Annotated in this window: 23 protein-coding genes; 8 read left to right on the forward strand and 15 right to left on the reverse strand. The window is 72.8% G+C overall.

From position 1 onward, the window contains the following. Positions 1 to 188: 188 nt before the first annotated feature. Positions 189 to 632: a winged helix-turn-helix transcriptional regulator gene (locus tag BM339_RS26065; protein ID WP_256255459.1), complete on the reverse strand. Its 444-nt coding sequence runs from the start codon at positions 630 to 632 to the stop codon at positions 189 to 191. Between the two features lie 160 nt (positions 633 to 792). On the opposite strand from BM339_RS26065, the gene BM339_RS26070 reads away from it, so the two are divergent. From BM339_RS26070 to BM339_RS51695, 7 genes are all read left to right on the forward strand, one after another. Further along, positions 793 to 1,704, forward strand: a complete 912-nt coding sequence (locus BM339_RS26070; RefSeq protein ID WP_021594153.1) for a nitrilase family protein — start codon at positions 793 to 795, stop codon at positions 1,702 to 1,704. Between the two features lie 4 nt (positions 1,705 to 1,708). After that, positions 1,709 to 2,878 (forward strand): hypothetical protein, encoded by a 1,170-nt coding sequence (locus tag BM339_RS26075; RefSeq protein WP_143118596.1) that lies wholly within the window; start codon positions 1,709 to 1,711, stop codon positions 2,876 to 2,878. Continuing rightward, complete coding sequence (locus BM339_RS26080; RefSeq protein ID WP_075022516.1) at positions 2,875 to 4,188, forward strand: amidase; 1,314 nt, start codon at positions 2,875 to 2,877, stop codon at positions 4,186 to 4,188. The genes BM339_RS26075 and BM339_RS26080 overlap by 4 nt, the downstream gene beginning before the upstream one ends. Positions 4,189 to 4,203: 15 nt before the next feature. Continuing rightward, complete coding sequence (locus BM339_RS26085) at positions 4,204 to 4,605, forward strand: hypothetical protein (protein WP_021594156.1); 402 nt, start codon at positions 4,204 to 4,206, stop codon at positions 4,603 to 4,605. A gap of 98 nt (positions 4,606 to 4,703) precedes the next feature. After that, entirely contained in the window at positions 4,704 to 5,162 is a 459-nt protein-coding gene (locus BM339_RS26090; RefSeq protein ID WP_021594157.1) for an SRPBCC domain-containing protein, read from the forward strand. Next, on the forward strand, positions 5,159 to 5,554 hold the full coding sequence (locus BM339_RS26095; protein WP_021594158.1) for an ArsR/SmtB family transcription factor: 396 nt from the start codon (positions 5,159 to 5,161) through the stop codon (positions 5,552 to 5,554). The genes BM339_RS26090 and BM339_RS26095 overlap by 4 nt, the downstream gene beginning before the upstream one ends. 22 nt (positions 5,555 to 5,576) lie before the next feature. After that, positions 5,577 to 6,341: a VOC family protein gene (locus tag BM339_RS51695; protein WP_256255460.1), complete on the forward strand. Its 765-nt coding sequence runs from the start codon at positions 5,577 to 5,579 to the stop codon at positions 6,339 to 6,341. On the opposite strand, the gene BM339_RS26105 is transcribed toward BM339_RS51695, so the two are convergent. From BM339_RS26105 to BM339_RS26125, 5 genes are all read right to left on the reverse strand, one after another. Continuing rightward, a complete protein-coding gene (locus BM339_RS26105; protein WP_021594160.1) occupies positions 6,332 to 6,616 on the reverse strand; it encodes a hypothetical protein in 285 nt (94 codons plus the stop codon). The genes BM339_RS51695 and BM339_RS26105 overlap by 10 nt on opposite strands. Positions 6,617 to 6,676: 60 nt before the next feature. Beyond that, entirely contained in the window at positions 6,677 to 7,354 is a 678-nt protein-coding gene (locus BM339_RS26110) for a hypothetical protein (RefSeq protein WP_075022517.1), read from the reverse strand. A gap of 19 nt (positions 7,355 to 7,373) precedes the next feature. Then, positions 7,374 to 7,958, reverse strand: a complete 585-nt coding sequence (locus tag BM339_RS26115) for an RNA polymerase sigma factor (protein ID WP_021594162.1) — start codon at positions 7,956 to 7,958, stop codon at positions 7,374 to 7,376. Between the two features lie 106 nt (positions 7,959 to 8,064). Next, complete coding sequence (gene lexA, locus BM339_RS26120) at positions 8,065 to 8,736, reverse strand: transcriptional repressor LexA (protein WP_218163770.1); 672 nt, start codon at positions 8,734 to 8,736, stop codon at positions 8,065 to 8,067. A 42-nt stretch (positions 8,737 to 8,778) separates the two neighbouring features. Next, complete coding sequence (locus BM339_RS26125) at positions 8,779 to 9,519, reverse strand: NIPSNAP family protein (RefSeq protein WP_075022518.1); 741 nt, start codon at positions 9,517 to 9,519, stop codon at positions 8,779 to 8,781. Between the two features lie 129 nt (positions 9,520 to 9,648). On the opposite strand from BM339_RS26125, the gene BM339_RS26130 reads away from it, so the two are divergent. Then, positions 9,649 to 10,647, forward strand: coding sequence for a helix-turn-helix domain-containing protein (locus BM339_RS26130; RefSeq protein WP_075022519.1), 999 nt, complete (start codon positions 9,649 to 9,651; stop codon positions 10,645 to 10,647). A gap of 27 nt (positions 10,648 to 10,674) precedes the next feature. Here BM339_RS26130 and BM339_RS26135 read toward each other — a convergent pair whose 3' ends face one another. The 9 genes from BM339_RS26135 to BM339_RS26175 all read right to left on the reverse strand — a co-directional run bounded on the left by BM339_RS26135 (position 10,675) and on the right by BM339_RS26175 (position 20,523). Further along, entirely contained in the window at positions 10,675 to 11,874 is a 1,200-nt protein-coding gene (locus BM339_RS26135; RefSeq protein ID WP_083597927.1) for a glycoside hydrolase family 6 protein, read from the reverse strand. Between the two features lie 134 nt (positions 11,875 to 12,008). Next, a complete protein-coding gene (locus BM339_RS26140) occupies positions 12,009 to 13,232 on the reverse strand; it encodes a flavin-dependent oxidoreductase (RefSeq protein WP_143118597.1) in 1,224 nt (407 codons plus the stop codon). 50 nt (positions 13,233 to 13,282) lie between these two features. Next, positions 13,283 to 14,269, reverse strand: a complete 987-nt coding sequence (locus BM339_RS26145; protein WP_075022522.1) for a helix-turn-helix domain-containing protein — start codon at positions 14,267 to 14,269, stop codon at positions 13,283 to 13,285. Between the two features lie 80 nt (positions 14,270 to 14,349). Further along, the gene (locus BM339_RS26150; RefSeq protein WP_075022523.1) at positions 14,350 to 15,495 is read right to left on the reverse strand and encodes a pyridoxal phosphate-dependent aminotransferase; all 1,146 of its coding nucleotides are present in this window, start codon (positions 15,493 to 15,495) and stop codon (positions 14,350 to 14,352) included. Then, entirely contained in the window at positions 15,495 to 16,364 is an 870-nt protein-coding gene (locus tag BM339_RS26155) for an amidohydrolase family protein (protein ID WP_075022524.1), read from the reverse strand. The genes BM339_RS26150 and BM339_RS26155 overlap by 1 nt, the downstream gene beginning before the upstream one ends. Then, a complete protein-coding gene (locus tag BM339_RS26160; protein WP_021594171.1) occupies positions 16,361 to 16,996 on the reverse strand; it encodes a bifunctional 4-hydroxy-2-oxoglutarate aldolase/2-dehydro-3-deoxy-phosphogluconate aldolase in 636 nt (211 codons plus the stop codon). Before BM339_RS26160 ends, BM339_RS26155 begins: the two co-directional genes overlap by 4 nt. Then, positions 16,993 to 18,024, reverse strand: a complete 1,032-nt coding sequence (locus tag BM339_RS26165; protein WP_024935028.1) for a sugar kinase — start codon at positions 18,022 to 18,024, stop codon at positions 16,993 to 16,995. Before BM339_RS26165 ends, BM339_RS26160 begins: the two co-directional genes overlap by 4 nt. Further along, entirely contained in the window at positions 18,017 to 19,003 is a 987-nt protein-coding gene (locus tag BM339_RS26170; RefSeq protein WP_081842541.1) for an ABC transporter permease, read from the reverse strand. Before BM339_RS26170 ends, BM339_RS26165 begins: the two co-directional genes overlap by 8 nt. Continuing rightward, entirely contained in the window at positions 19,000 to 20,523 is a 1,524-nt protein-coding gene (locus tag BM339_RS26175) for a sugar ABC transporter ATP-binding protein (protein WP_075022525.1), read from the reverse strand. The genes BM339_RS26170 and BM339_RS26175 overlap by 4 nt, the downstream gene beginning before the upstream one ends. Positions 20,524 to 20,531 lie beyond the last annotated feature (8 nt).

The following is a 20,531-nucleotide window of genomic DNA, read 5'->3' on the forward strand; positions in this document are numbered from 1 at the left end:
ACAGGCCGGGCATCTGCCTCCAGATGACTCGGCTTCCCCGATTCGCGGCTTGTTACGCGCCACCGGAACGGACGGCCGGACGTGCCGTACCGGCCCCGCCGCCGTCGGGCGGCCACCCGTCCACACTGACCCGCTGAGTTGAATGAGTCAAGTCTGCGAAATGATCAGCTCTGTGGCCGCCGCCGGGCTCACGACCCCGTTCCGACCTTGCGGACGAAGGCCTCGGTGGAGGTCAGGACGCGGCCGGCGGCGTCCCTGACCTCCAGTTTCCGGAGGGGGCTCTCGGTCTTGGCGTCGAGCATGACCGAGTGCTGCTCGGCGTCCTCGAAGAGGTGGCCCTCGCCCCACTGGCGCAGGCTGACGAGGATGACGAAGAGGTCCCGGCCCTTCTCGGTCAGCGCGTACTCGTGATACGCGCTCCCGTCGGTGGCCGGGACGATCTCCAGGATGCCGTGCGCGACGAGTTCGCGCAGGCGCGACGACAGGATGTTCTTGGCCAGGCCGAGGTTCCTCTGGAACTCGCTGAACCTGGTGATGCCGTCGAACGCGTCCCGGACGATGAGCAGGGACCATCGGTCCCCGATGACGTCGACGGCCCGCGCGACCGGGCACTCCGCTCGCTCGTGCGTCACGCGCCGCGGCATCGGCGTCCCTCCAGGTGATGCGACGGGTCGGCCCCGACCGGATCGACCCTGACCAAGTGGTTGCAAGTATAAACCACACCCTCTATGCTCGCGGCCAAGCTGGTTTCAACTTGAAACCAGAGACGCGTGCAGTGGAGGAGGCCACGTCATGACGGCACAGGCACGGGAGAACGGCGATCCGAGGGTGAGCCCGGCGCGGGTCGCGGTCGTGCAGTTCGAACCGCGGGTCGGGGTCGAGAACCTCAAGGCCAACGCCCTGGCGGTCGAGCGGCGGCTGACGGCGGCGGCGGACGGGGGAGCCGACCTGATCGTGCTCCCCGAACTCGCGACCACCGGGTACGTCTTCGAGAGCCGAGAGGAGGCCTACGCTCACGCCGAAGCGGTGCCGGACGGGCCCACCGTGGAGATGTTCGCGCGGATCGCCGCCGCGCGGAACGTGTACATCGTCGGCTGCGTGGCCGAGCAAGACGGCGTGAAGCTCTACGACACCGCCGTGCTGGTCGGCCCGGAGGGCTACATCGGCCGGTACCGCAAGACCCACCTGTGGAACACCGAGAAGCTGTGGTTCACCCCGGGCGACGAGGGCTTCTCGGTCTTCGACACCCGGATCGGACGGATCGGGCTGCTCGTCTGCTGGGACATCTGGTTCCCGGAGACGGCGCGGATCGTCGCCCAGATGGGCGCGGACATCATCTGCATTCCCACGGGCTGGGTGTGGACGCCGCCGCCCCTGTACGACGCGAGCGGCGTGTGCATGGCGGCCTACCTGACCATCACGGCCGCGCACGCCAACAACGTGTTCATCGCCACCGCGGACCGGATCGGTGAGGAGCGCGGTGCGGGGTTCATGGGCAACTCGCTCATCGCCGGAACGAACGGGTGGCCGATCGACCGGATCGCAGGTCCGGACGAGGACACCATCATCTACGCCGACGTCGACCTGACGTCCGCGCGGACGGCCCCGATCTGGAACCAGCTGAACGACCTCCACCGGGACCGCCGCACCGACCTGTACGACCAGATGCTCGGCTACCGCGACCGCGCCCCGCTGCCGAGGTGACGTGATGGCGACCGTCCGCGGGAAGGCCGACGCCGCCGTCCCGCGAAGGACCGCCCACCTGGGCGCCGGGCTGGCCGGCGTCCTGCTGGCGGTGCTCGCCGGCTGGACGTTCACCCGGGCCGCGAGCCGCCAGGACTGGAGCGGCGACTACACCGACGCCGGCCGGCTCGCGTCATGGCTGGTCGGATCCATCAGCGAGCCGCAGTTCTACGCGGTCGCCCCGGCGGGCGCGCTGCTGCTCGCCGGGGGCCTGGCGGGCCATGTCGCCCACCGGCGATCGTGGCGGTGGCAGGGGTTCGTCCAGGCCTGCGGGACGGGCCTGTGGCCGTGGGCCGCCGGGAGCGCGCTCGCCGGCCTGCTGCTGGGCAACCTCGCCTGGGGATGGACCCTCGCGCCCGGTGGCTGGCAGCCCCTGTTCGTGCCGCTGGTCTCCGTCGCACCGGCGATCGTCGTCCTCTACGGGCCCGGATGGAGGATCGCCCTGCCGGCCACCGTCCTCGGAGCCCTGCTGACTCCGCCGATCGCGATCCTCACCGTCGGGCACGTCACGGGCCCGCTCGACCTGCCGCCCGTGGTCGGCGCGACCACGGGGATGTGGGGCGGCGCGATCATCGCGTTCTGGCTCTGCGATCGCCTCCCGTGGATGCCGGCACCCGGAGCCTGGCGGACGCACCCCGATCCCGCGCCGAGCCGCGGGCACGTGTTCCTGTGGGTGCCCCGCCGGGCGTTGGCCGACTTCTCCGAGGCGCAGTTCTTCGGCAACGAATGGGCGAGCGCGGCGCTGATCCTCGGAGCCGTCCTGTCCCATCTGCTCGATCCGTCCAGCACCGCGTACGGATCCGGCCTGTTCCCGGAGGTCCTCGCCGGCCAGGTCCTCACCGCGGTCGCGGGCGTGGTGATCTGGCGCGGGCGCTGGGAGGCGCGCGGCTTCTACCCGACCTTCGTGCCGGTCGTCTCCGTCGCGCCCGCCACCGTGCTCGCCTTCGGAGGGACGTGGCAGTCCGTCGTGCTGGGCGCGCTGGCCGGCGCGCTGGTCGCCCCGCCCGCGGCGGCGGCGATCTCGGCTCGCCTGCCGGCGGGCTTCCATCCGTTCATCGGCAACGTCGCCTCCATGACCATCTCCACGGCGCTGATCGTCGCCGTGTTCCGCCTCATCCCTGGAATCGCCTCATGACCATCGCAGAATCCGCCCGCGCCCTCCGCCGGCGGGAGACCTCCGCCCGGGAGCTGACCGAGACGGCGTTGCGCCGCGCGCGCGAGCTCGACCCCACGCTGAACGCGTTCGTCCTCATCGACGAGGAGGGGGCCCGCGCGGCGGCGCGCGAGGCCGACGAGCAACTCGCCGCGGGCGCCGACCGTGGACCGCTGCACGGCATTCCGGTGGCGGTGAAGGACCTCATCGACATGGCCGGCCTGCCGACCACCTGCGGATCGGCCACCGCGTTCGGCGGCCTAGCCGGCAAGGACGCCGAGTCCGTGCGGCGGCTGCGCGACGCCGGAGCCGTCATCATAGGAAAGACGACCCTGCACGAGTTCGCGTACGGCGCGACCGGCGACCGGTCCGCCCACGGCGCCTCGCGCAACCCGGAGGACCCCGGCCGGATGTCCGGCGGCAGCAGCGGTGGCAGCGCCGTCGCGGTCGCCGCCGGCATGGTGCCGCTGACCCTGGGCACCGACACGGCCGGGTCGATCCGGGTGCCCGCCGCGCTGTGCGGCGTCGTCGGCTTCAAGCCCGCCTACGACGCCGTTTCGAGCGAGGGCGTGTACCCGCTGGCTCCGTCCCTCGACCACGTCGGGGTCTTCGCTGCCACGTCCGAAGACGCGCTGATCGGCCACCAGGCGCTGGCCGACCGGCCCGTGCTCCCGGCCGCCGCCCTTGACCGCGTCTCCGTCGGCTGGATCCCACCCGAGTCCATCGCCGTGACGGACCGGCGGATCGAGGAGCTGACGCGACGGTTCGTGAGCCGGGCCTTCGACGTCGACGTCGTCGAGGGCTTCGCCAAGTGGGACCTGTTCGACGTCCTCTCCACCCTCCAGGGCAGGGAGGCGTTCCAGGTGCACGAGCACCACCTGGCGGCGGACGATGACCTCATCGATCCCGAGGTGCGCGCGCGACTCCACCGGGGACGCGAGATATCCGATCACCTCTACGCCGAGGCCGACGAGGTCCGCCGGGAGCTCCGGGCCGTGGTCGGCGAACTGCTGTCGGCGTTCGACCTGCTGGCCCTGCCGACCGTGCCGATCGTGGCGCCGCCTCTCGACGCGCGCAGCGTCACCGTCGACGGCACCGGCCTGGAAGTCCGCGCGGCACTGCTCTCGCTGACCAGCCCGTGGAACCTGACGGGTTCGCCGGCGATCAGCGTCCCCGCGGGCCGGCTGGACGGGCTGCCGATCGCCGTGCAGCTCGTCACGTCACCGGGCAGCGAAGGGCTGCTGTTCGCCGCGGCCCAGGCGCTCGAAGATTCGCGGCACTCGGCCGTCTGACCCGAAGGGAGTCCCATGCCATCCATCCAGGTCGACCTGCCGCTGGTCGCGGACGAGGACGCCAAGCGGGAGTTCGCACGGCGCGTCGGCGTCATCTACGGGGAGATCATGCAGGTCGGCATGGATCTGCTCACCGTCTCGATCCACGACCTCGGACGCGGAGGGGTGTGGCGCTGCCACGAGTCCGGCCCGCCCACCCCCTCCGCGCTGATCATGTGCGACATCCGGAAGGGCCGCCCGGCCGAGACCCGGGCTCTGCTGGCCCGGTCCCTCATCGACGCCTGCGTGGAGGCCTTCGACCTCGATGCCCTGTGGTTGAAAGTCGAGTTCACCCAGCACAGCGGCGACGAGATGTACCACCCGCATCTCGGCGGATTCAACAAGGACTGGCACGGCGACGAGCGTTCAACGGGCTGATGGAGGGGAGACCGGTACCCCACTTATGCAACCGATGGTTGCGCGTCACTGGCCTGCGGGTTAGGGTGATGCGCAACCAAAGGTTGCAAAGGATGGGCATGGAATACGAATCCATCGAGCGGGAGATCCACATCGAGGCCTCGCCCGAGGTGGTCTTCGAGGTGGTGAGCAGCCCCCGGCACCTGCGCGAGTGGTGGCCGGACGAGGCGGAGTTCCCGGCCGTGCCCGGGGAGGCGGGCCGAATCGGCTTCGGAGACCCGCAGAACCGCGAGTGGATGCAGTTCACGGTCGTCGAGGCCGTCCCGCCGCGGCTGTTCTCCTTCCGGTGGACCCACCGGGAGGGGGAACAGGCCGGCGCGGGGAACTCGATGCTGGTCGTCTTCGAGATCGAGGCCGCCGGGAGCGGGACGCTGCTGCGGATGACCGAGAGCGGGTTCCGCGAGCGCGGCTGGGCGGAAGCGAAGATCGCCGACGAGTACCGGGCGCACGTCGAGGGCTGGGACCTGTTCCTTCCGCGGCTGCCGGGGTATGCCGCGCAGGTCGCCGCGGGCGCATGAGCGCGGCCGTGGACGACGCGCTGTGGGCGGCGATCGGCGATCCGACCCGGCGCCGGATGCTCGACCTGCTGCTCAGCGAGGGCGGCGGGACGGCGACCAGCCTGAGCGGGCACCTGCCGGTGAGCCGCCAGGCGGTGGCGAAGCACCTGGCCGTCCTCGACCGGGCCGGCCTGGTCCACGCCACCACCGCCGGGCGCCAGCGGCGGTACCGCGTCGACCAGGCCCGGCTCGCCCGCGCGGCCGCCCAGCTGGCCGAGGTAGGCGGCGCCTGGGACGCCCGGCTCCGGCGCATCCGGCGCATCGCCGAGGCGATCCAACAGGACAAGGACACCGAGACCGGGAGCGAAGACGCTCCAGATCCTCACGACGTGCGGATCGGCGACGAGCACTGACCGGCTGGAGGAGACCATGGGCATGACCACGATCGAGAGCATTCTCATCGGCAGCGCCGACCCGCAGCGGTTGCGGGAGTGGTACGCCGATGCGCTGGGCGCGCGGCCCGACGTCGACCGCTTCCTCGGCTTCGGGCAGGTCGGCGTGCTGATCGACGGCCGCGACGACGTCGCGCCCCGCGCCGCCGAGCCTGGACGGGTCATCATCAACTACTACGTCCCCGACATCCACAAGGCCGCGCAGCGCCTTGACGACCGCGGCGCCACCTGGGTGTCCAGGGCGGAGTACCGCGACGGCGGGCTCTGGTTCGCCACCGTCGAGGACCTCGAAGGCAACTACGTGCAGCTGATCCAGACCACGCCGACGTACTGGGCGAAGAAGAAGGAGCGCGCGGGGGAGACCGCCGGCCCCATGGACCACGCCCGCGCGGCGGTCCGGCTCCCGGCGCAGGACCTCGACCGGGCCCGGCGCTGGTACTCCGAACGGCTGGGCCTGGAACCGGTCGAGGAGCGCGAGGGCGGTCTGCGCTATCTGTGCGGCGGCACCGAGTTCGTGGTCTTCGCGTCGACAGGAAAGGCGTCGGGAGACCATACGCAGATGGGCTTCACGGTGCCCGACATCGATCTGGCCGTCGAAGATCTGCGCAAGCGCGGCGTGCGATTCGAAGGCGACATCGTCGACGTGCAGGGCAACTACCCGTCCACCGGGGCGGTCGGCGAGCGAGGGACGTGGTTCCGCGACAGCGAGGGAAATCTGCTCGGCCTGGGCCAGTACATCTACGAGTAGTGCTTGTGGCGGGTGACGATTCTCCTGATCAGCCGGCCCCAGAGAATCGAGGACACCGCCAACAGCGCAAGGAAGCTGAGCAGCATCATGGGGCCGGCGCCGCCGTACAGCGGGTTCGTGCTCGCGCCTTGAACGAACCCTTCAGGTTTCTCCCAGCCTGACAGCCAGATCCCTAGATACCAGGCGAGTGGCACACAAGCGACGGCCGTGACGAACCACCCCACCACCGCGGCCAGCGTCATGAGCAGGCAACCTGCGGTGCGCTTCCCGCTCATATCAGTCGGACGTCCCCAGACCATTCCCGGTTCCCGGCCGCGGTGGTCGCCGGCTGGACGTCAGCGTGGGGGCCGGGGCCCGCCACCGCCGAGGAAGCGCTCGAGCTGGGGGAGCGGGACGGGATCGCAGGGCTTCACCGGGCCGCGTACCTGGTAGATGCTGAAGGCCACTGAGAACGCGCCCTTGGGGCCGTGGACCGAGAGCGTCCACACCAGGGTGTTTCCCGGTTTGACGCGCTCTGGGTGCACATAGAAGATCGCGCGCTTGTCCCTGTTGGGCAGGAGCCATCCGTCGTCCACCGCGGTGGTGTGGCGGTTGGTCTCCTGGTCGAGTTCGCCGCGCGGGATGTTCGAGCATCGCATGTGGACGGGTTGGAGTTCGATGTCCGCCTTGACCCCGAGCGCGGCGAGCTTCCGCTCGACACCGTCGAGCCGGCGCTGGATCACCTCGGGCGGGCCGGTGAGGTCGTCCATCGTCACCTTGATCCGGCCGTCCGGCAGCGGCTCGGCCGCGTACGCCCGGCCGCCGCCCGACCCGCCGCCGAGGGTGCCCAACGGCACGATCGCGACCGCCGCGGTGGCGACGGCCGCCGCACCCACGACGTACCGGCGCCGCGGGGCCGGGCGCGCCGGTGTCCGTGCCCTCTCCCGCAGCCGGACGCGGGCCTCCGCGACGACCTCGGGCGACGGGCCGGGACGGGCGTCGTGGTACTTCCGCAGCATCTGCATCTCGTCCATCACTGCACGTCTCCTCGTCCTACTCCGGGTCTGCTTCGAGTGCCCGGCGCAGCTTGCGCCGCGCCCGTGTGAGCCGGGAACCGACCGTCCCGGCGCGGATGCCGAGGGCCTGCGCGACCTCCTCGTAGCTCAGGTCGCCGTAGGCGACCAGCAGAAGGACGTCGCGGTCTCCCGTGCCCAGACCCGCCAGCGCCTTCTCCAGCCGGGGCTGCATCCGCTGCGCGCTGACCATCTCGGCCACCCGGTCGGCGTGGTCGTCCACGGCCGCCGCGCGTCCGAACAGCCGACGGGCACGCTTCTCGGAACGCCGATGCCGCCGGACCAGATTGGTGGCGATCCCGTATAACCACGCGCGGGCCTGCGGCCGGTCGGCGTCATAGCGGTGCCGCAACGTGAAGGCGGTCAAGAACGTCTCGGCGGCCACATCATCGGCCGGCGCGCTTCCCAGACGGGACGCGACATAGCGGTGGATCTCCCCGAAGTACCGGTCGAATATCTCCGAGAACCGTTCAGGATCATCACGCGACGCCACGATCACCGCGGCGTCGCTGGGATCCGCCGGCGCCCTGGGCGGCGCGGCGGACTGGGGAACAGTGGCGCTCATGGACCGGCACCTTCCGGGTCATCATCCTGACACCCGTTATTGCCCTCCCGCCCGATCCGTCTTCACGACGGAGGGCGATATGGCCGGAAGGGGACGAAGGCAGGCCTCAGACGCTGCGGATGACCGAGACGACTATCCCGAGCACGACGGCCTCGTCGCCGTCGATGACGTCGTAGGCGGGATTGCGCGGTTCGAGGCGGACGTGTCCGTCGCGGCGCCGGTAGACCTTCACGGTGGCCTCGTCGTCGATCATGGCGGCGACGATCTGGCCGGAGTGGGCCTCCTGCTGCCGGCGGACCACGACGATGTCGCCGTCGCAGATCGCGGCGTCGATCATCGAGTCGCCGCGCACGCGCAGGGCGAAGACGGTGCCGCTCCCGGTGACCTCGCGGGGCAGCGTCAGCGTGTCCTCGACGTGCTCCTCGGCGGAGATGGGAGTACCGGCGGCGATGTGCCCCAACACGGGCACCGTCACCGGCCCGCCGGAAGCCTCCCGTCGCGGAGCCTCCTGCAAGAACATGCGCGTGTCGATCGGCCGCGACACCGCCGTGCCGCGCCGCAGGAAGCCCTTGTCCTCCAGGCTCGCGAGGTGGCGTGACACCGACGACGATGACCGCAGGCCGACCGCGTCGCCGATCTGGCGCGTGCTCGGCGCGTACCCGTACCGGACCACCCAGTCCTGGATCATGGCCAGGATCCGCTGCTGGCGCAGGGGCAGTGCGGAGGCGTCCAGGTCCCCGAACGCGTCGAGATCACGGTAGGCGGTCACGCACGGAATTGTAGAGGTGCGACGGCGAGGATCACGGTCGGGAATCGCCCTTCAGTACACGAGGGACCGGGCCGTCGGAGCCAGCACCAGCCGCTCGGCGGGCGCGCTGAGCCGTGACTGAACCGATGCCCACGCCGCGGAGGCGGCCAGGCGCTCGTCATGGTCGCGAAGCGCGTCGGCACTCTTGACGATCGCCAGCGAGACCACCACGTTCTCGCCCTCCCGGATCGGGAGCCTGGTGAACGTGTTCTCCGAAGGCTCCGTCACCAGGCACCCGATGGGCGTCGCCCCGGTCTCGGCCATCAGCGGGTGGACGCGGTCGTCGATGAGCCGCACGACCTCGCCCGTGACCGCCCGTTCCGGGTGGTAGATGGTCACGAGGACGCGCGACCCGGGACGCTCGACCGATCCCGGACGCGGCCGCTCGGCGGCGACGGCGATGCCCCTCCCGGCACGCGCGGGCCGCAGCAGCAGGACGTCCGACGCGTCGATCATGGTCGCCGCCGCCGCGATCCCGTGGGCCTTCCACGCCTCGCCTTCGAGGTAGAACGCGGTCAGCGCCCGATGCCGCTCGGCCATGCCGGCGAACCCGCGTATCCAGACGAAGCGGTCGGAGCGGTCCTCATCGTGGAATATGCCGATGACGCTCATCCCGACGGCTTCCTGCGTCTCGACGAACTCCCGCTCGAAGAGCTCGGTCAGCTCTTCCCGGCGGCCGGGATGCAGCGTGTACTGCCTGAGTTCGACGACGGGCGAGGCGTCCTGCGGCTCGGCGGCGGAGATCGGGGCCACGAACCCTCCTATCAGCGGGCGCACCGCTCCCCGGCGCGCGGACACCGAGAGCGTGGCACCGACCGCTCCTGCGCTTCGAGTGGCAGGAAGGTCAACTTGCGCACGATTCCTGCCATAGGATGCCGTGCCATGGGCGCCGGATCCGTCGCGATCGCCGTGCTCGACGGCATGCCGCTGTTCGAGCTGACCATCGCGTTCGAGATGTTCGGCAGCCCGCGCCCCGACCTCGCCGACCCCTGGTACGACCTCCGGGTCTGCGGCATCGCGACCGGCGGCGTCCGCTCGGAGTACGGCTTCGCCGTCGAGACCCGCCACGGGCTGGACGAGCTGCCGAAGGCGGACACGGTGATCGTCCCGGCGCTGCCGTACGTCCACGTGCTCACCGATCAGCCGATCCCCTCCGAGCTGACCGACGCGCTCGCCGAAGCCTCCCGTTCGGGGGGCCGCATGGTGTCCCTGTGCACCGGCGCCTTCGCCCTGGCCGCCGCGGGCCTGCTCGACGGAAGGCGCGCCGCCACGCACTGGCTGTTCTCCGACGTCCTGGCGCGGCGCCACCCCCGGGTGCAGGTGGACGCCTCGGTCCTCTACATCGACGAGGGCGACGTGCTCACCAGTGCAGGGCGCAGCGCGGGCGTGGACCTGTGCCTGCACCTGCTCCGCTGCGACCTGGGCGCGGACGCCGCCAACCGCGTCGCCCGCCGCATGGTGCTGCCCGCCCATCGCGTCGGCGGGCAGGCGCAGTACATCGACCACGCGGTGCCCCCGTCCGGCGACGGCGGGCTCGGCCCCGTCCTGGAGTGGGCCTCCGAGCGACTCGACCACCCGTTGACCGTGGCCGACCTCGCCCGCAGGGCCGGCATGAGCCCCCGGACGTTCGCCCGGCGGTTCGTGGCGACGACCGGCACCACGCCCCTGCAGTGGCTCCTGGGCCAGCGCCTCGTCCACGCGCGCAGGCTGCTGGAATCCACCGACCTTCCGGTCGAGCAGGTGAGCAGGCGCAGCGGCTTCGGCTCCGCCGCCAACATGCGGCGCCACTTCACCGCGCACGTGGGCGTCCCCCCGACCGACTACCGCACCACCTTCCGTGCCGAACACGCGCCGGACGACCGAGCGCGATCCGGGCGCTGATCCGGGATCAGCGCCCGGGCCCGCGATCTAGCGAAGCGGAGGAACGGCTCGCTGGGCGAGGCCCAAGGCGTACTCGGGCCACCAGACGCCGGCCGCCGGATCGACCACGCCGTACTCGGGGTCCTCCGGGCCGGCGGTGCCGCGCGTGCACTGGCCGTCGGACTCGCCGGGACGCTTGATCCAGAGGAAGGCGTCGACCAGGGGATCACCGGTGCGGGTCGAGGGACGGGCGCCGAGGCCGCGGCCCGGCGGGTTGCACCAGACCTGGGGGTCGGTGTACTTGTCCGCCGGAGGCGTCCACGGCCCCTGGCCGTTGCGGCTGGTGTCCAGGACGAAATGCGTGAGCGCGCGCGAGTTGTCCGGGACGCCGGCCAGGTCGGCGTCGGAGCAGCCGGCCGCGCCCGTCTTCTGGCGGAAGCGCAGGCACTTGGACAGCCGGGTCCCGTACGAGACCAACTCCTCGGTCGAGCGATAGTTGGAGACGTTCAGCGCGAAGCCGTCGGCCTTGGCGATACCGCCCTTGAGCAGGCGACTGGCCATGCCCAGCTGAGCGCGAGGTTCGCCGTATCCGGCGTCATAATCGTTAAGCGGCTGCCAGTCCGAATGCCCGGAATCCACATACACACCGGTGCGCGGCAGCCGCTGCAGGGTGCGGATCGCGTAGTTGACCTCGCGGAAGCGCTCGTCGACCAGGGCGGGGTCCTCCGGCGTCCCGGTGGTGCCGCCGCCGCCCTCGTTGCACCACGGCTCGCTGGACAGCAGTGCCAGCCCGTCGGGCTCGACGATCACCACGGCCCGGCCGCCGCCGATCCCCTTGGCGAAGGCGTCGATCCAGGCGCGGTAGGCGGCCTCGGACGGAGCGCCGCCCGCCGAGTACTGCGAGCAGTCCCGGCCCGGGACGTAGTACGCCACCAGCGTCGGGACGGCATGCTGCCCGGCCGCACCGGCCATCGTCCGCCGCACCGCCGTACGCACCTCGGCGGGCGTGCCGCCGGTGAACCAGATCGCCTGCGAGACCTTCGACAGGGCCCGCATGTGCGCCGCGTCGGCGTCGCGCCCCGCGGCCGTCCAGATGTCGGCCTGCCGCCCCGCGTTGGTCGTGGGCTCGACGTAGAACCTGGCCTTCCCGGCCAGCGGATCGTCGTGTCCTAACGCCTGCGCCGGCGGCGCAAGCACCGCGACGAGGCCCGCCGTAGCGGCGGCGAGCATCCCGATGCGTCGTCTCATCCGGTACTCCAGAGTCTCGGGGTGGTGGAGGAGACGCGCCCAAGACGTGCCCGCCCCTGCCGAGCACGGCATGGGAGCGCTCCCATGCCCCGGAGTCTGATGACCTCCCAACGATCCGTCAAGACCCAGACCAGTCAGGTTTTCGGGGTGTTGCGGGTGCCGGTGGAGGCTTGGAGGTAGCTGGTTACCAGGGCTTCCATTTCGGTGGGGTCCATTACGTCCTCGATTCGGGCGAAGCCGTTCGGGGCTCGGCGTTCGACCTCCTCGATGACCTGTTCGGGACCGCCCAGGCGGTTGCGGTGGACGATCTGGGCGGTGGCGGGGAGGCGGTCGTCCTGGTAGGCGCGCAGGGCTTCGGCGGGGTCCGTGCGGGTCGCCAGGTGGGTGCTCAGGTTCACCGCGTCCAGGATGGCCTGGCCTGCGCCGTTCGAGCCCATCGGGTACATGGGGTGGGCGGCGTCGCCCAGGAGGGTGACGCGGCCTCGCGTCCAGTGGGGGAGGGGGTCGCGGTCGCACATCGGGAACTCGAAGCGGTCCCGGGTGGCCTCGATCATGGCGGCGTGGTCGAAGTGGTCGTGCGTGAAGAGCTTGATGTGCTCGGCCAGGTCCGCCGGGTCGGCCGGACGCGCCCAGTCCTGCTCGCTGGGCGGCGGGTCGCCGGGACGGCCGGTGACGACGCCGATGGCCCAGTTGGTCAGTTTGGTGCCCGGAGTCGTCCCCGGTGCGATCGGGTAGACGACGAGTTTGGCGGAGTTGCCGCCGGCGATCACCATGGTCCGGCCGGTGCCGAATTCGGGCCATTCGGTGGCGCCGCGCCACAGCATCATGCCGCCCCAGCGCGGCGGGCCCTCGTCCGGGAACAGGGTCGACCGGACGGTCGAGTGGATGCCGTCGGCGCCCACCAGGACGTCCGCGCGGGTTCGCGAGCCGTCGGCGAAACGGGCGGTCACCGCTTCGGCGTCCTGCTCGAAGCCGACCAGGTGGTGGCCGGTGCGCACGGCGTCGGCGCCGAGCCGTTCGACTACGGCGCGGTGGAGCATGCCCTGCAGCCGGCCGCGATGCACGCTGATCTGCGGGTGGTCGAACCCGGCGGCCAGTCCGCAGGGGCGGCGCATGATCTCCTGGCCCAGGCGGTGGGTGTAGACGAGTTCGCCGGTGCGGACCCCGATCTCGTCCAGGCGGTCCAGGAGGTCCAACGCGGCCAGTTCCTTGGTCGCGAACGGCAGCACGTTGATCCCCACGCCGAGCTCGCGGATCTGCTCGCCGCGCTCGTAGACCACGCAGCGGACGCCTTCGGCGTGCAGGCGCAAGGCGGTGAACAGCCCGCCGATCCCCGCTCCCACAATCGCGACGTTCACGGTTGCCTTCCTCATTCAGAGAGGGTGCAGGTTGCCGACCCGGTTTGTCGTTACGTGTGAGCGCACTCGCCTTTAGCCTGCGCGCACTGTTGGCGGAATTCGCGCGGGGAAAGGCCGTAGGCGCTGCGGAAGGCCTGGCTGAAATGCGAGGGGCTGGTGAATCCCCACCGGGCCGCGATCGCGTTGATCGGACGGGCGGCGAGCCGCGGGTCGGCCAGGTCGCGGCGGCACCGCTCCAGGCGGCGCTCGCGGATCCAGCCGGCCACGGTGTGCCCGTCCTGCTGGAACAGCCTGTGCAGGTAGCGCAGGGAGATGTGGTGCGCCTCCGCGACCGCTCCCGGGGTCAGGTCCGCATCGCCCAGGTTCGCCTGGATGAAGGCGTGGATCTCGGCCGTCAGCGCTCGCTGCCGTGTATGGGACGGCAGGTGGACGTCGAGCGCGTTGGCCAGCGCCGCGGTCAGCACGTCGAGGGCGAGTGTCGAGAGCCGGGCGGCGTCCGCTGGGCCGAGTTCGTCCATGCGCAGGGCGAGCTGCCGGAGGAACTGCGAGGACAGCGCACCGACGCCCCGGTCGCCCGGGATGCCGACCGTGGTCAGTTGCCGCAGATCCCGTTCAGGCAAGGGGAGCGATGTGCGAGGGAACCGCAGAAGCAGCACCCGGCTCTCCGGCACGTCCGGCAGGAACGAGGCCAGGTAGGGGAGCGAGGTGTCGTAGAACATCAGGTCCCCGACCTTGAGCTCCACGCACCGGCCGTCCTGCTCCTTGAAACCGCCGCCTTTGACGAAGCAGCCCAGCTTGTACATTCCAGGGTCGGTCTGGCGGATGAGCTTGGGCGTGCGGTGAATGGAGTGCGGCATCGTGGTGATCAGCGTCGCCTGCACGGGACCGAAGTCGCTGACGCCGACCTGAGCTTGAAATCGGGGCTCCAACCGCGGATCGCAGCGTAAGTCGTAGGGCGCCCATAACTTCCCGTTGAGCTCGTGCCAGAAGGCGAACCGCTCCTCCGCCGGGACGTCGGCGGTGCTGATCACATCCATGACCCACCACAGTGTCGGCGCGGGGTCAGACCAGCATCGCCCGGCCGACTCTCGAACGCAACTCGGCCGGGTCCGTCCGGTCAGCGGAAGTCGAGCAGGCGGGTCAAGCCCTCCAGCAGGTCGTCGGTGGCGGTGGCCAGGGAGAGGCGGACCCAGCCTTCCCCCTGCGGCCCGAAGGTGGTGCCGGGGGCCACCGCGACGTGCCGCTCCTGGAGGAGGCGGATGGCCCAGTCCGAAACGTCGCCGCCGGTGAGGGAGGAGACGTCCGCCCAGAGGTAGAAGGCCCCCTCCGGCCGGAGGTAGGGCAGGCCCGCCTTGTCGAGGACGGCCGTCGCGGCGTCGCGGCGTTCGAGGTAGGCGTCGCGGGCGGCCGCGACCTGGTCCTGGGGGCCGGTCAGCGCGGCGAGCGCCCCGTACTGGGCGGGGGCGTTGACGCAGGCGACGAGCGGCTCCTGGAGCTTGGCGCAGACGGCGGCGAGGGCGGGCGGGACGACGAGATAGCCGACGCGCATGCCCGTCATCGCGTAGGTCTTGGAGAAGCTGAAGGCGCCGAGCACGCGGCCGTCGGTGTCGAACGCGCCTGGGCTGACGTGCGGGGCCCCGAACGTGATCGCCTCGTAGCACTCGTCCGAGACGAGCCAGAGGTCGTGGCGGCGGGCGAGCTCCACGAGGCGCCGGACGTCGGCCTCGGGGAGGACGGCGCCCAGCGGGTTGGACGGGGAGTTCAGGATGATGGCGCGGGTCCGGGGCGTGACCAGCGCGTCGAGGGCGTCGACGTCGGGGAGGAAACCGCGCTCGGGGCGCAGCCCGTACCGGACGGGGACGGCCTGGAGGAGCTGGACGACCATCGCGAAGTTGGGCCAGCCGGGGTCGGGGATGAGCACCTCGTCGCCCGCGGAGAGCACGGAGGACAGGGCCAGGTGCAGTGCCTGCATCCCGCCCGCGGTGATGACGACCTGCTCGGTCGGGACCTGGACGCCGTTGCGCTCGGCGAGCTTGGCGGACAGCGCCTCGCGCAGTTCGCCGACTCCGGCGTTCGGGACGTACCGGGTGCGGCCCTGCGCGTACGCCTCCTCCGCGGCGGCGAGGACGTGCGGCGGGGTCGGGAAGCTCGGCTCGCCGACGTGCAGGCCGATGACCGGGTCCGCCAGGCGCCACGCCATGTCCATGATCGCGCGGATGCCGGAGCGGGGCATCCGCTCGGCGTTGGGGGCGATGGACGGCATCAGGCCTCCTTGAGGGCGGGGAGCAGGGTGAGGGCGGTCCCGCCGTGCAGGGCGGCCCTCTCGGACGGGGACAGACCGGGCAGCGTGCGGTCGGCGAGCCGCAGCAGCTCGGCGGGGCCGGGGACGTCCCTGGTCCAGGGGTAGTCCGAGGCCCACAGCATGCGGTCCGCGCCGTAGGCGCCGGCGAGCGCCCGGACCACGGGGAACAGGTCGGTGTACGGCGGTGCCTGGCGCGACAGCGCGTACTGCCCGGAGAACATCAGGTAGGTGTGCGGGTGCCGGGCCAGGCCGAGGACGGTCTCCGCCACGGGCGGCGGGAAGGGGTCGTCGAACGCGGGCCGGCCGTGCTCGTCCACGCGCATGTCGTGCGGTGCGAAGCCCAGGTGGTTGAGGACGATCCGCAGGCCGCCGACCGTGCCGGGCAGCTCGCGGAGCAGGGGGAGCTGCGCGGGCGGCAGGTAGCTCCACAGCGGCAGGCCGCGGTCGGCCAGCTCGCGCAGGACGGGCAGCATCGGCGACTCGGCGAGCGGGCGGGACGGGTCGCCGAGCCACTGCGTGCGCAGGCCCGAGAAGCCCCGGTCGAGGCGGGCGCGGAGCGTCTCGACCGGGTCCCCGGGGCCGCGCCCCTGGGTCGCGCGGTCGGCGACGGCGATGGCGGCGAACCGTCCGGGGTGGGCGGCGACCGTCTCCGCGACGTAGTCGTCCTCCGGGCCGAGCGGGACGAGGACCGCCTTGTCGATGCCGGCCTCGGCCATGACGGTGAGCAGGTCCTCGGCGGGCGCGTCCCGGCCGGCGGGCGCGAGGGCGTCGACGGCCCGCGGGTGGACGGAGGCGGGGCGGAAGACGTGCAGGTGGGCGTCGACGATCATGAGCGGGCCTCCGCGACCTGGGCGGCGACCCGGGCGGCCCGTTCGGCGATCAGCGGGACGTCGTCCTCGGACGGCGCCGCCGGGACCAGGTCGGAGCCGAGGCCGACCGCGGCGGCGCCCGCGTCCAGCCAGGCGCCGGCGGCGTCGTGGCGGATGCCTCCGGTCGGGACGAAGGCGGTGCCCCGGAACGGCCCGTGCAGCGCGCGCATGAACGGGACGCCCAGCGGTCCCGCCGGGAACAGCTTGATGAGGCGGGCGCCGGCGTCCAGGGCGGTCGCGACCTCGGTGGCCGTGCCCGCGCCCGGCAGCGGTTCCAGGCCCGCCGCGAGGACGGCCCGGATGAGCGGCGCGTCGGTGTGCGGGCTGACGCAGTAGCGGGCGCCGTGCTCGGCGGCCTGCCGCACCTGGTCCGGCGTGCGGACGGTCCCGGCGCCGAGGAGCGCGTCGCCGGGGAGGGCGGCGCGCAGGTCGCGGAGGGCGGCGGGCGCGCCGGGATGGTCGAAGGTGATCTCCATGGCGGTCAGCCCGGCGCCGTACAGGACCCGCCCGACCGGCACGGCGCGGCGGTGGTCGGCCAGCCGCAGGATCGCGACGGCGCCCGCCGCGCGGATCCCGTCGAGCACGTCGCTCATCGCAGGATCCTCCGCGCCGGGGCGCCGCGGCGGGCGAGGTCGGCGGGACGGATCGTGCAGGCGTCCCCGGGCAGGGTGTGCTGGAACGCGCCCGCCCAGGCGGCCTTGTCCACGGCCGTCGCGAGGTCGTCGCCGGTCAGCAGGGACGCGATCAGCACGCCGAAGGCGGCGTCGCCCGCGCCGAAGGGGTCCACCGCGTCGGCCTCGTAGGTCGGGCTCGCGACCTCGCCCCCGGAGGTGACCGCGGCGACGCCGGTCGCCACGCGCCGCCCGGTGAGCCGGGCGGTCTCGCGCAGCACCACGGTGTCGCAGCCGAACTCCTCGATCGCCCGGTGGGCGAGCGCCACCCGGCCCGCGTCCGGGTCCGCGGAGGGGAGCAGCCGCAGGAGGTCCTGGTGCCCGGCGAGCAGGACGTCCACGGACGGCAGCAGGCGGCGCAGGACGGGGACGGCCTGCTCCCACGTCCACAGCTTGGAGCGGTGATTGACGTCGAACGCGGTGCGCGCGCCGGCGGCGCGGGCCGCGGCGAGGAGCGCCTCGGCCGCGGCGGCGGGTCCGGCGCCGAGCGCGCAGGTGATGCCGCTGCACACGACGGCGCCGGCGCCCGCGACGGCGTCCGTCCAGCCGAAGGTGTCCGCGGTCAGCCGCGTCATCGCGGTGCCGGAGCGGTCGTAGAGCACCTCGGACGGCCGGGGGTGCGCGCCGTGCTCGACGAAGTAGAGCGGCGCGCGGGCGGCGCCGTCCCAGTCGACGTGCGGGACGACGCCGTGCGCGCGGGCGTGCGCGGCGATCCGGCGGCCGAGCGGGTTGTCGGCGAGGCGGGTCAGCCAGGTCGCGGGCAGGCCGAGCCCGGCGGCGCCGATCAGCGCGTTCATCTCCGCGCCGCCGACGTGGACGCGCAGGTCGCCCGCCTGGTCCAGGCGCTCGTGCCCCGGCGCGGACAGCCGGATGAGCGACTCGCCGAGCCCGACGACGCGCGGCGGCGGAGGGCTCGCAGAGGCGGGACGGGAGGGAGCGGGTTCATTCACGGGTGGACCTCGGGACGAACAGGGCCGCGGCGGCGAGGATGACGACGCCCCGGATCAGGTCGGACGCGGTGGCGGGGAACTGCAGCAGCGTGAACGAGCTCTCCACGAGGGCGAGCAGGGCCACGCCGCCGAGCGTCCCGGCGAGGCTGGCGCGTCCGCCGAGCAGCGACGCGCCGCCGACCACGACGACGGTGATGGCGGACAGCTCCAGGCCCTGCCCCGCGCTGGGCGAGCCGATGGTGGCGCGGGCGGCGAGCATGACGCCGGCCGCCGCGGCGAGGGTCCCGGCGAGGACGAACGCGAGGACGAGCGTGCGGCGGACGGGCACCCCCGCGGACCGGGCGGCCGCCGCGTCCCCGCCGACGGCGTGCACGTGCCGTCCGAACCGGGTGCGGTGCAGCAGCACGGCGACGATCAGCGCGGCCACCGCGAGGACGGCGAGGGCGAGCGGGAACGGCCCGAAGCGGCGCATCCCGACGTCCGCGAGGGCCCGGGTGACCTGCCCGGACGGCGTCGTGCTGATCATGAACGCGACGCCCTGGATCAGGTAGAACGTGGACAGCGTGACCACGAACGCCGGGATTCGGGTGTTCGCGACGATCAGCCCGTGCACGGCGCCGATCGCGGCGCCGAGCACCAGCATGCCGATGATCGTCGGGATCGTGCGGATCGGGTAGCCGTCGATGAGCATCGCCGTGAGCAGCGCGGACAGCGTGGCCGTCGAGCCGACCGACAGGTCGATCCCGCCGGTGAGGACGACCATGTGCTGGCCGAGCGCGACCAGTCCGAGCACGACGGTCGCGGTGAGCACGTTGGCGATGTTGGCGGCCGTCCAGAACCCGCCGGGGTCGGCGACGGTCAGCCCGGCGACGATGAGCGCGACGATCGTCCAGGCGGCGAGCCCGGTCCGGGCCGCACCCGACAGCGCCGTCCCCAGCCGCTCCCGAGCAGGAGCGCCCGGCGCCATGACCGCAGTCATCGGGCCACCTCCTGTGTGCCGAGGGCCAGATGCATGATGCGCTCCTCGCTGATCTCGTCTCCGGTCAGTTCGCCGGCTACCCGGCCGCCGCGGCACACGAGCACCCGGTGGGCGAGGCCGGTCACCTCGGGCAGCTCGCTGGAGGCGAACACGACGGCGAGGCCCTCGGCGGCGAGCCCGGCGACGATCCGGTAGATCTCCGCCTTGGCGCCGATGTCGATGCCGCGGGTCGGCTCGTCCAGCAGCAGTACCCGGGGGCGGGTGCGCAGCCACTTCGCGAGGACGATCTTCTGCTGGTTGCCGCCGGACAGCTGCCCGGTCGGCTGCTCGGGGCCCGACACGCGGATCCCGAACCGCTCGCGCTCGGCCTCGAACGCCTCCCGCTCGCGGGCGGACGACAGCCAGCCGCCGGGCGACACGGCCGCGATGCTGGACAGCGTCGTGTTGGCGCGGACGGGCAGGTCGAGCACCAGCCCCTCCGTCTTGCGCTCCTCGGGGACGAGCACCACCCCGGCCCGCATCGCCGCGTGCAGCGAGGCGCGGACGGGGGTCCCGCCGACGCTCATCGTCCCGGCGGCGCGGGGCTGGACGCAGGCGAGCGTCCGGAGCAGGCGGCTGCGGCCCGAGCCGAGCAGCCCGGCGACGCCGACGATCTCGCCCGCCCGCACCGACAGGTCGAGCCCCGGCCCGGCCGCGCCCGGCCCCGCGGGCAGCAGGCCGCGGACGCTCAGCACCTCGCCGTCGCCCGGTTCGGACAGGGCGGGGAAGACGGCGTCGACGTCCCGCCCGACCATCTCGCGGACGATCCGGTCGACCGGGTACTCCGCCGCCGGCCCGGTGGAGACGAGCCGCCCGTCGCGCAGCACGGTGACGTCGTCGGCGAGGGCCCGCACCTCCTCCAGCCGGTGCGTGATGTAGATGATCGCGACGCCGTCCGCGGCGAGCTCGCGGACGACGGCGTGCAGCGCGTCCAGCCCGCCGCCGGACAGCAGCGCGGACGGCTCGTCCAGCAGCAGCACGCGGCTGCCCCGCACCAGCGCCCGCGCGATCTCGACGAGCTGCTGCGTCGCGGCGGACAGGGTGCCCGCCCGCGCGCGCGGGTCGAGGTCGCCGAGCCCGGCGCGGCGCAGCGCGGCGCGGACGGTGTCGCGCTGCCGGTCGCGGTTCAGCAGCCCGCGCCGGCTGACCTCCTGGCCGAGCATGACGTTGTCGAGGACGGACAGCTCCGGCAGGACGGTCAGCTCCTGGTACACCGCCGTCACGCCCTGCGCGAGCGCGTCGCGGGGGTCGTGCAGCCGGACCGGCGTGCCGCCGATCCTCAGCTCGCCCGCGTCGGGCGGGTGGTTCCCGGTCAGGATGCGCACGAGCGTGGACTTCCCCGCGCCGTTCTCGCCGAGCAGGGCGTGGACCCGCCCGGCGCGGCAGACGAGGTCCACGCCGTCCAGCGCCGTGACGCCGGGGAACCGCTTGACCAGGCCGCGCGCCTCCAGCGCCGGGGCCGTGGAATCAGGTCTCGTCATCGTTCCGC

Source organism: Actinomadura madurae (assembly GCF_900115095.1).
In the GTDB taxonomy this organism is placed as follows: Bacteria; Actinomycetota; Actinomycetes; order Streptosporangiales; family Streptosporangiaceae; genus Spirillospora; species Spirillospora madurae.

Coding starts and splice junctions, on each gene's coding strand:
- BM339_RS51695 (WP_256255460.1), top strand. CDS start 5,577: ATGACCACGATCGAGAGCATTCTCATCGGCAGCGCCGACCCGCAGCGG.
- BM339_RS26115 (WP_021594162.1), bottom strand. CDS start 7,958: ATGAGCGCCACTGTTCCCCAGTCCGCCGCGCCGCCCAGGGCGCCGGCG.
- BM339_RS26170 (WP_081842541.1), bottom strand. CDS start 19,003: ATGACTGCGGTCATGGCGCCGGGCGCTCCTGCTCGGGAGCGGCTGGGG.
- BM339_RS26085 (WP_021594156.1), top strand. CDS start 4,204: ATGCCATCCATCCAGGTCGACCTGCCGCTGGTCGCGGACGAGGACGCC.
- BM339_RS26080 (WP_075022516.1), top strand. CDS start 2,875: ATGACCATCGCAGAATCCGCCCGCGCCCTCCGCCGGCGGGAGACCTCC.
- BM339_RS26150 (WP_075022523.1), bottom strand. CDS start 15,495: ATGCCGTCCATCGCCCCCAACGCCGAGCGGATGCCCCGCTCCGGCATC.
- BM339_RS26110 (WP_075022517.1), bottom strand. CDS start 7,354: ATGGACGAGATGCAGATGCTGCGGAAGTACCACGACGCCCGTCCCGGC.
- BM339_RS26130 (WP_075022519.1), top strand. CDS start 9,649: ATGGGCGCCGGATCCGTCGCGATCGCCGTGCTCGACGGCATGCCGCTG.
- BM339_RS26070 (WP_021594153.1), top strand. CDS start 793: ATGACGGCACAGGCACGGGAGAACGGCGATCCGAGGGTGAGCCCGGCG.
- BM339_RS26145 (WP_075022522.1), bottom strand. CDS start 14,269: ATGGATGTGATCAGCACCGCCGACGTCCCGGCGGAGGAGCGGTTCGCC.
- BM339_RS26105 (WP_021594160.1), bottom strand. CDS start 6,616: ATGAGCGGGAAGCGCACCGCAGGTTGCCTGCTCATGACGCTGGCCGCG.
- BM339_RS26160 (WP_021594171.1), bottom strand. CDS start 16,996: ATGAGCGACGTGCTCGACGGGATCCGCGCGGCGGGCGCCGTCGCGATC.
- BM339_RS26075 (WP_143118596.1), top strand. CDS start 1,709: ATGGCGACCGTCCGCGGGAAGGCCGACGCCGCCGTCCCGCGAAGGACC.
- BM339_RS26095 (WP_021594158.1), top strand. CDS start 5,159: ATGAGCGCGGCCGTGGACGACGCGCTGTGGGCGGCGATCGGCGATCCG.
- BM339_RS26135 (WP_083597927.1), bottom strand. CDS start 11,874: ATGAGACGACGCATCGGGATGCTCGCCGCCGCTACGGCGGGCCTCGTC.
- BM339_RS26155 (WP_075022524.1), bottom strand. CDS start 16,364: ATGATCGTCGACGCCCACCTGCACGTCTTCCGCCCCGCCTCCGTCCAC.
- BM339_RS26175 (WP_075022525.1), bottom strand. CDS start 20,523: ATGACGAGACCTGATTCCACGGCCCCGGCGCTGGAGGCGCGCGGCCTG.
- BM339_RS26090 (WP_021594157.1), top strand. CDS start 4,704: ATGGAATACGAATCCATCGAGCGGGAGATCCACATCGAGGCCTCGCCC.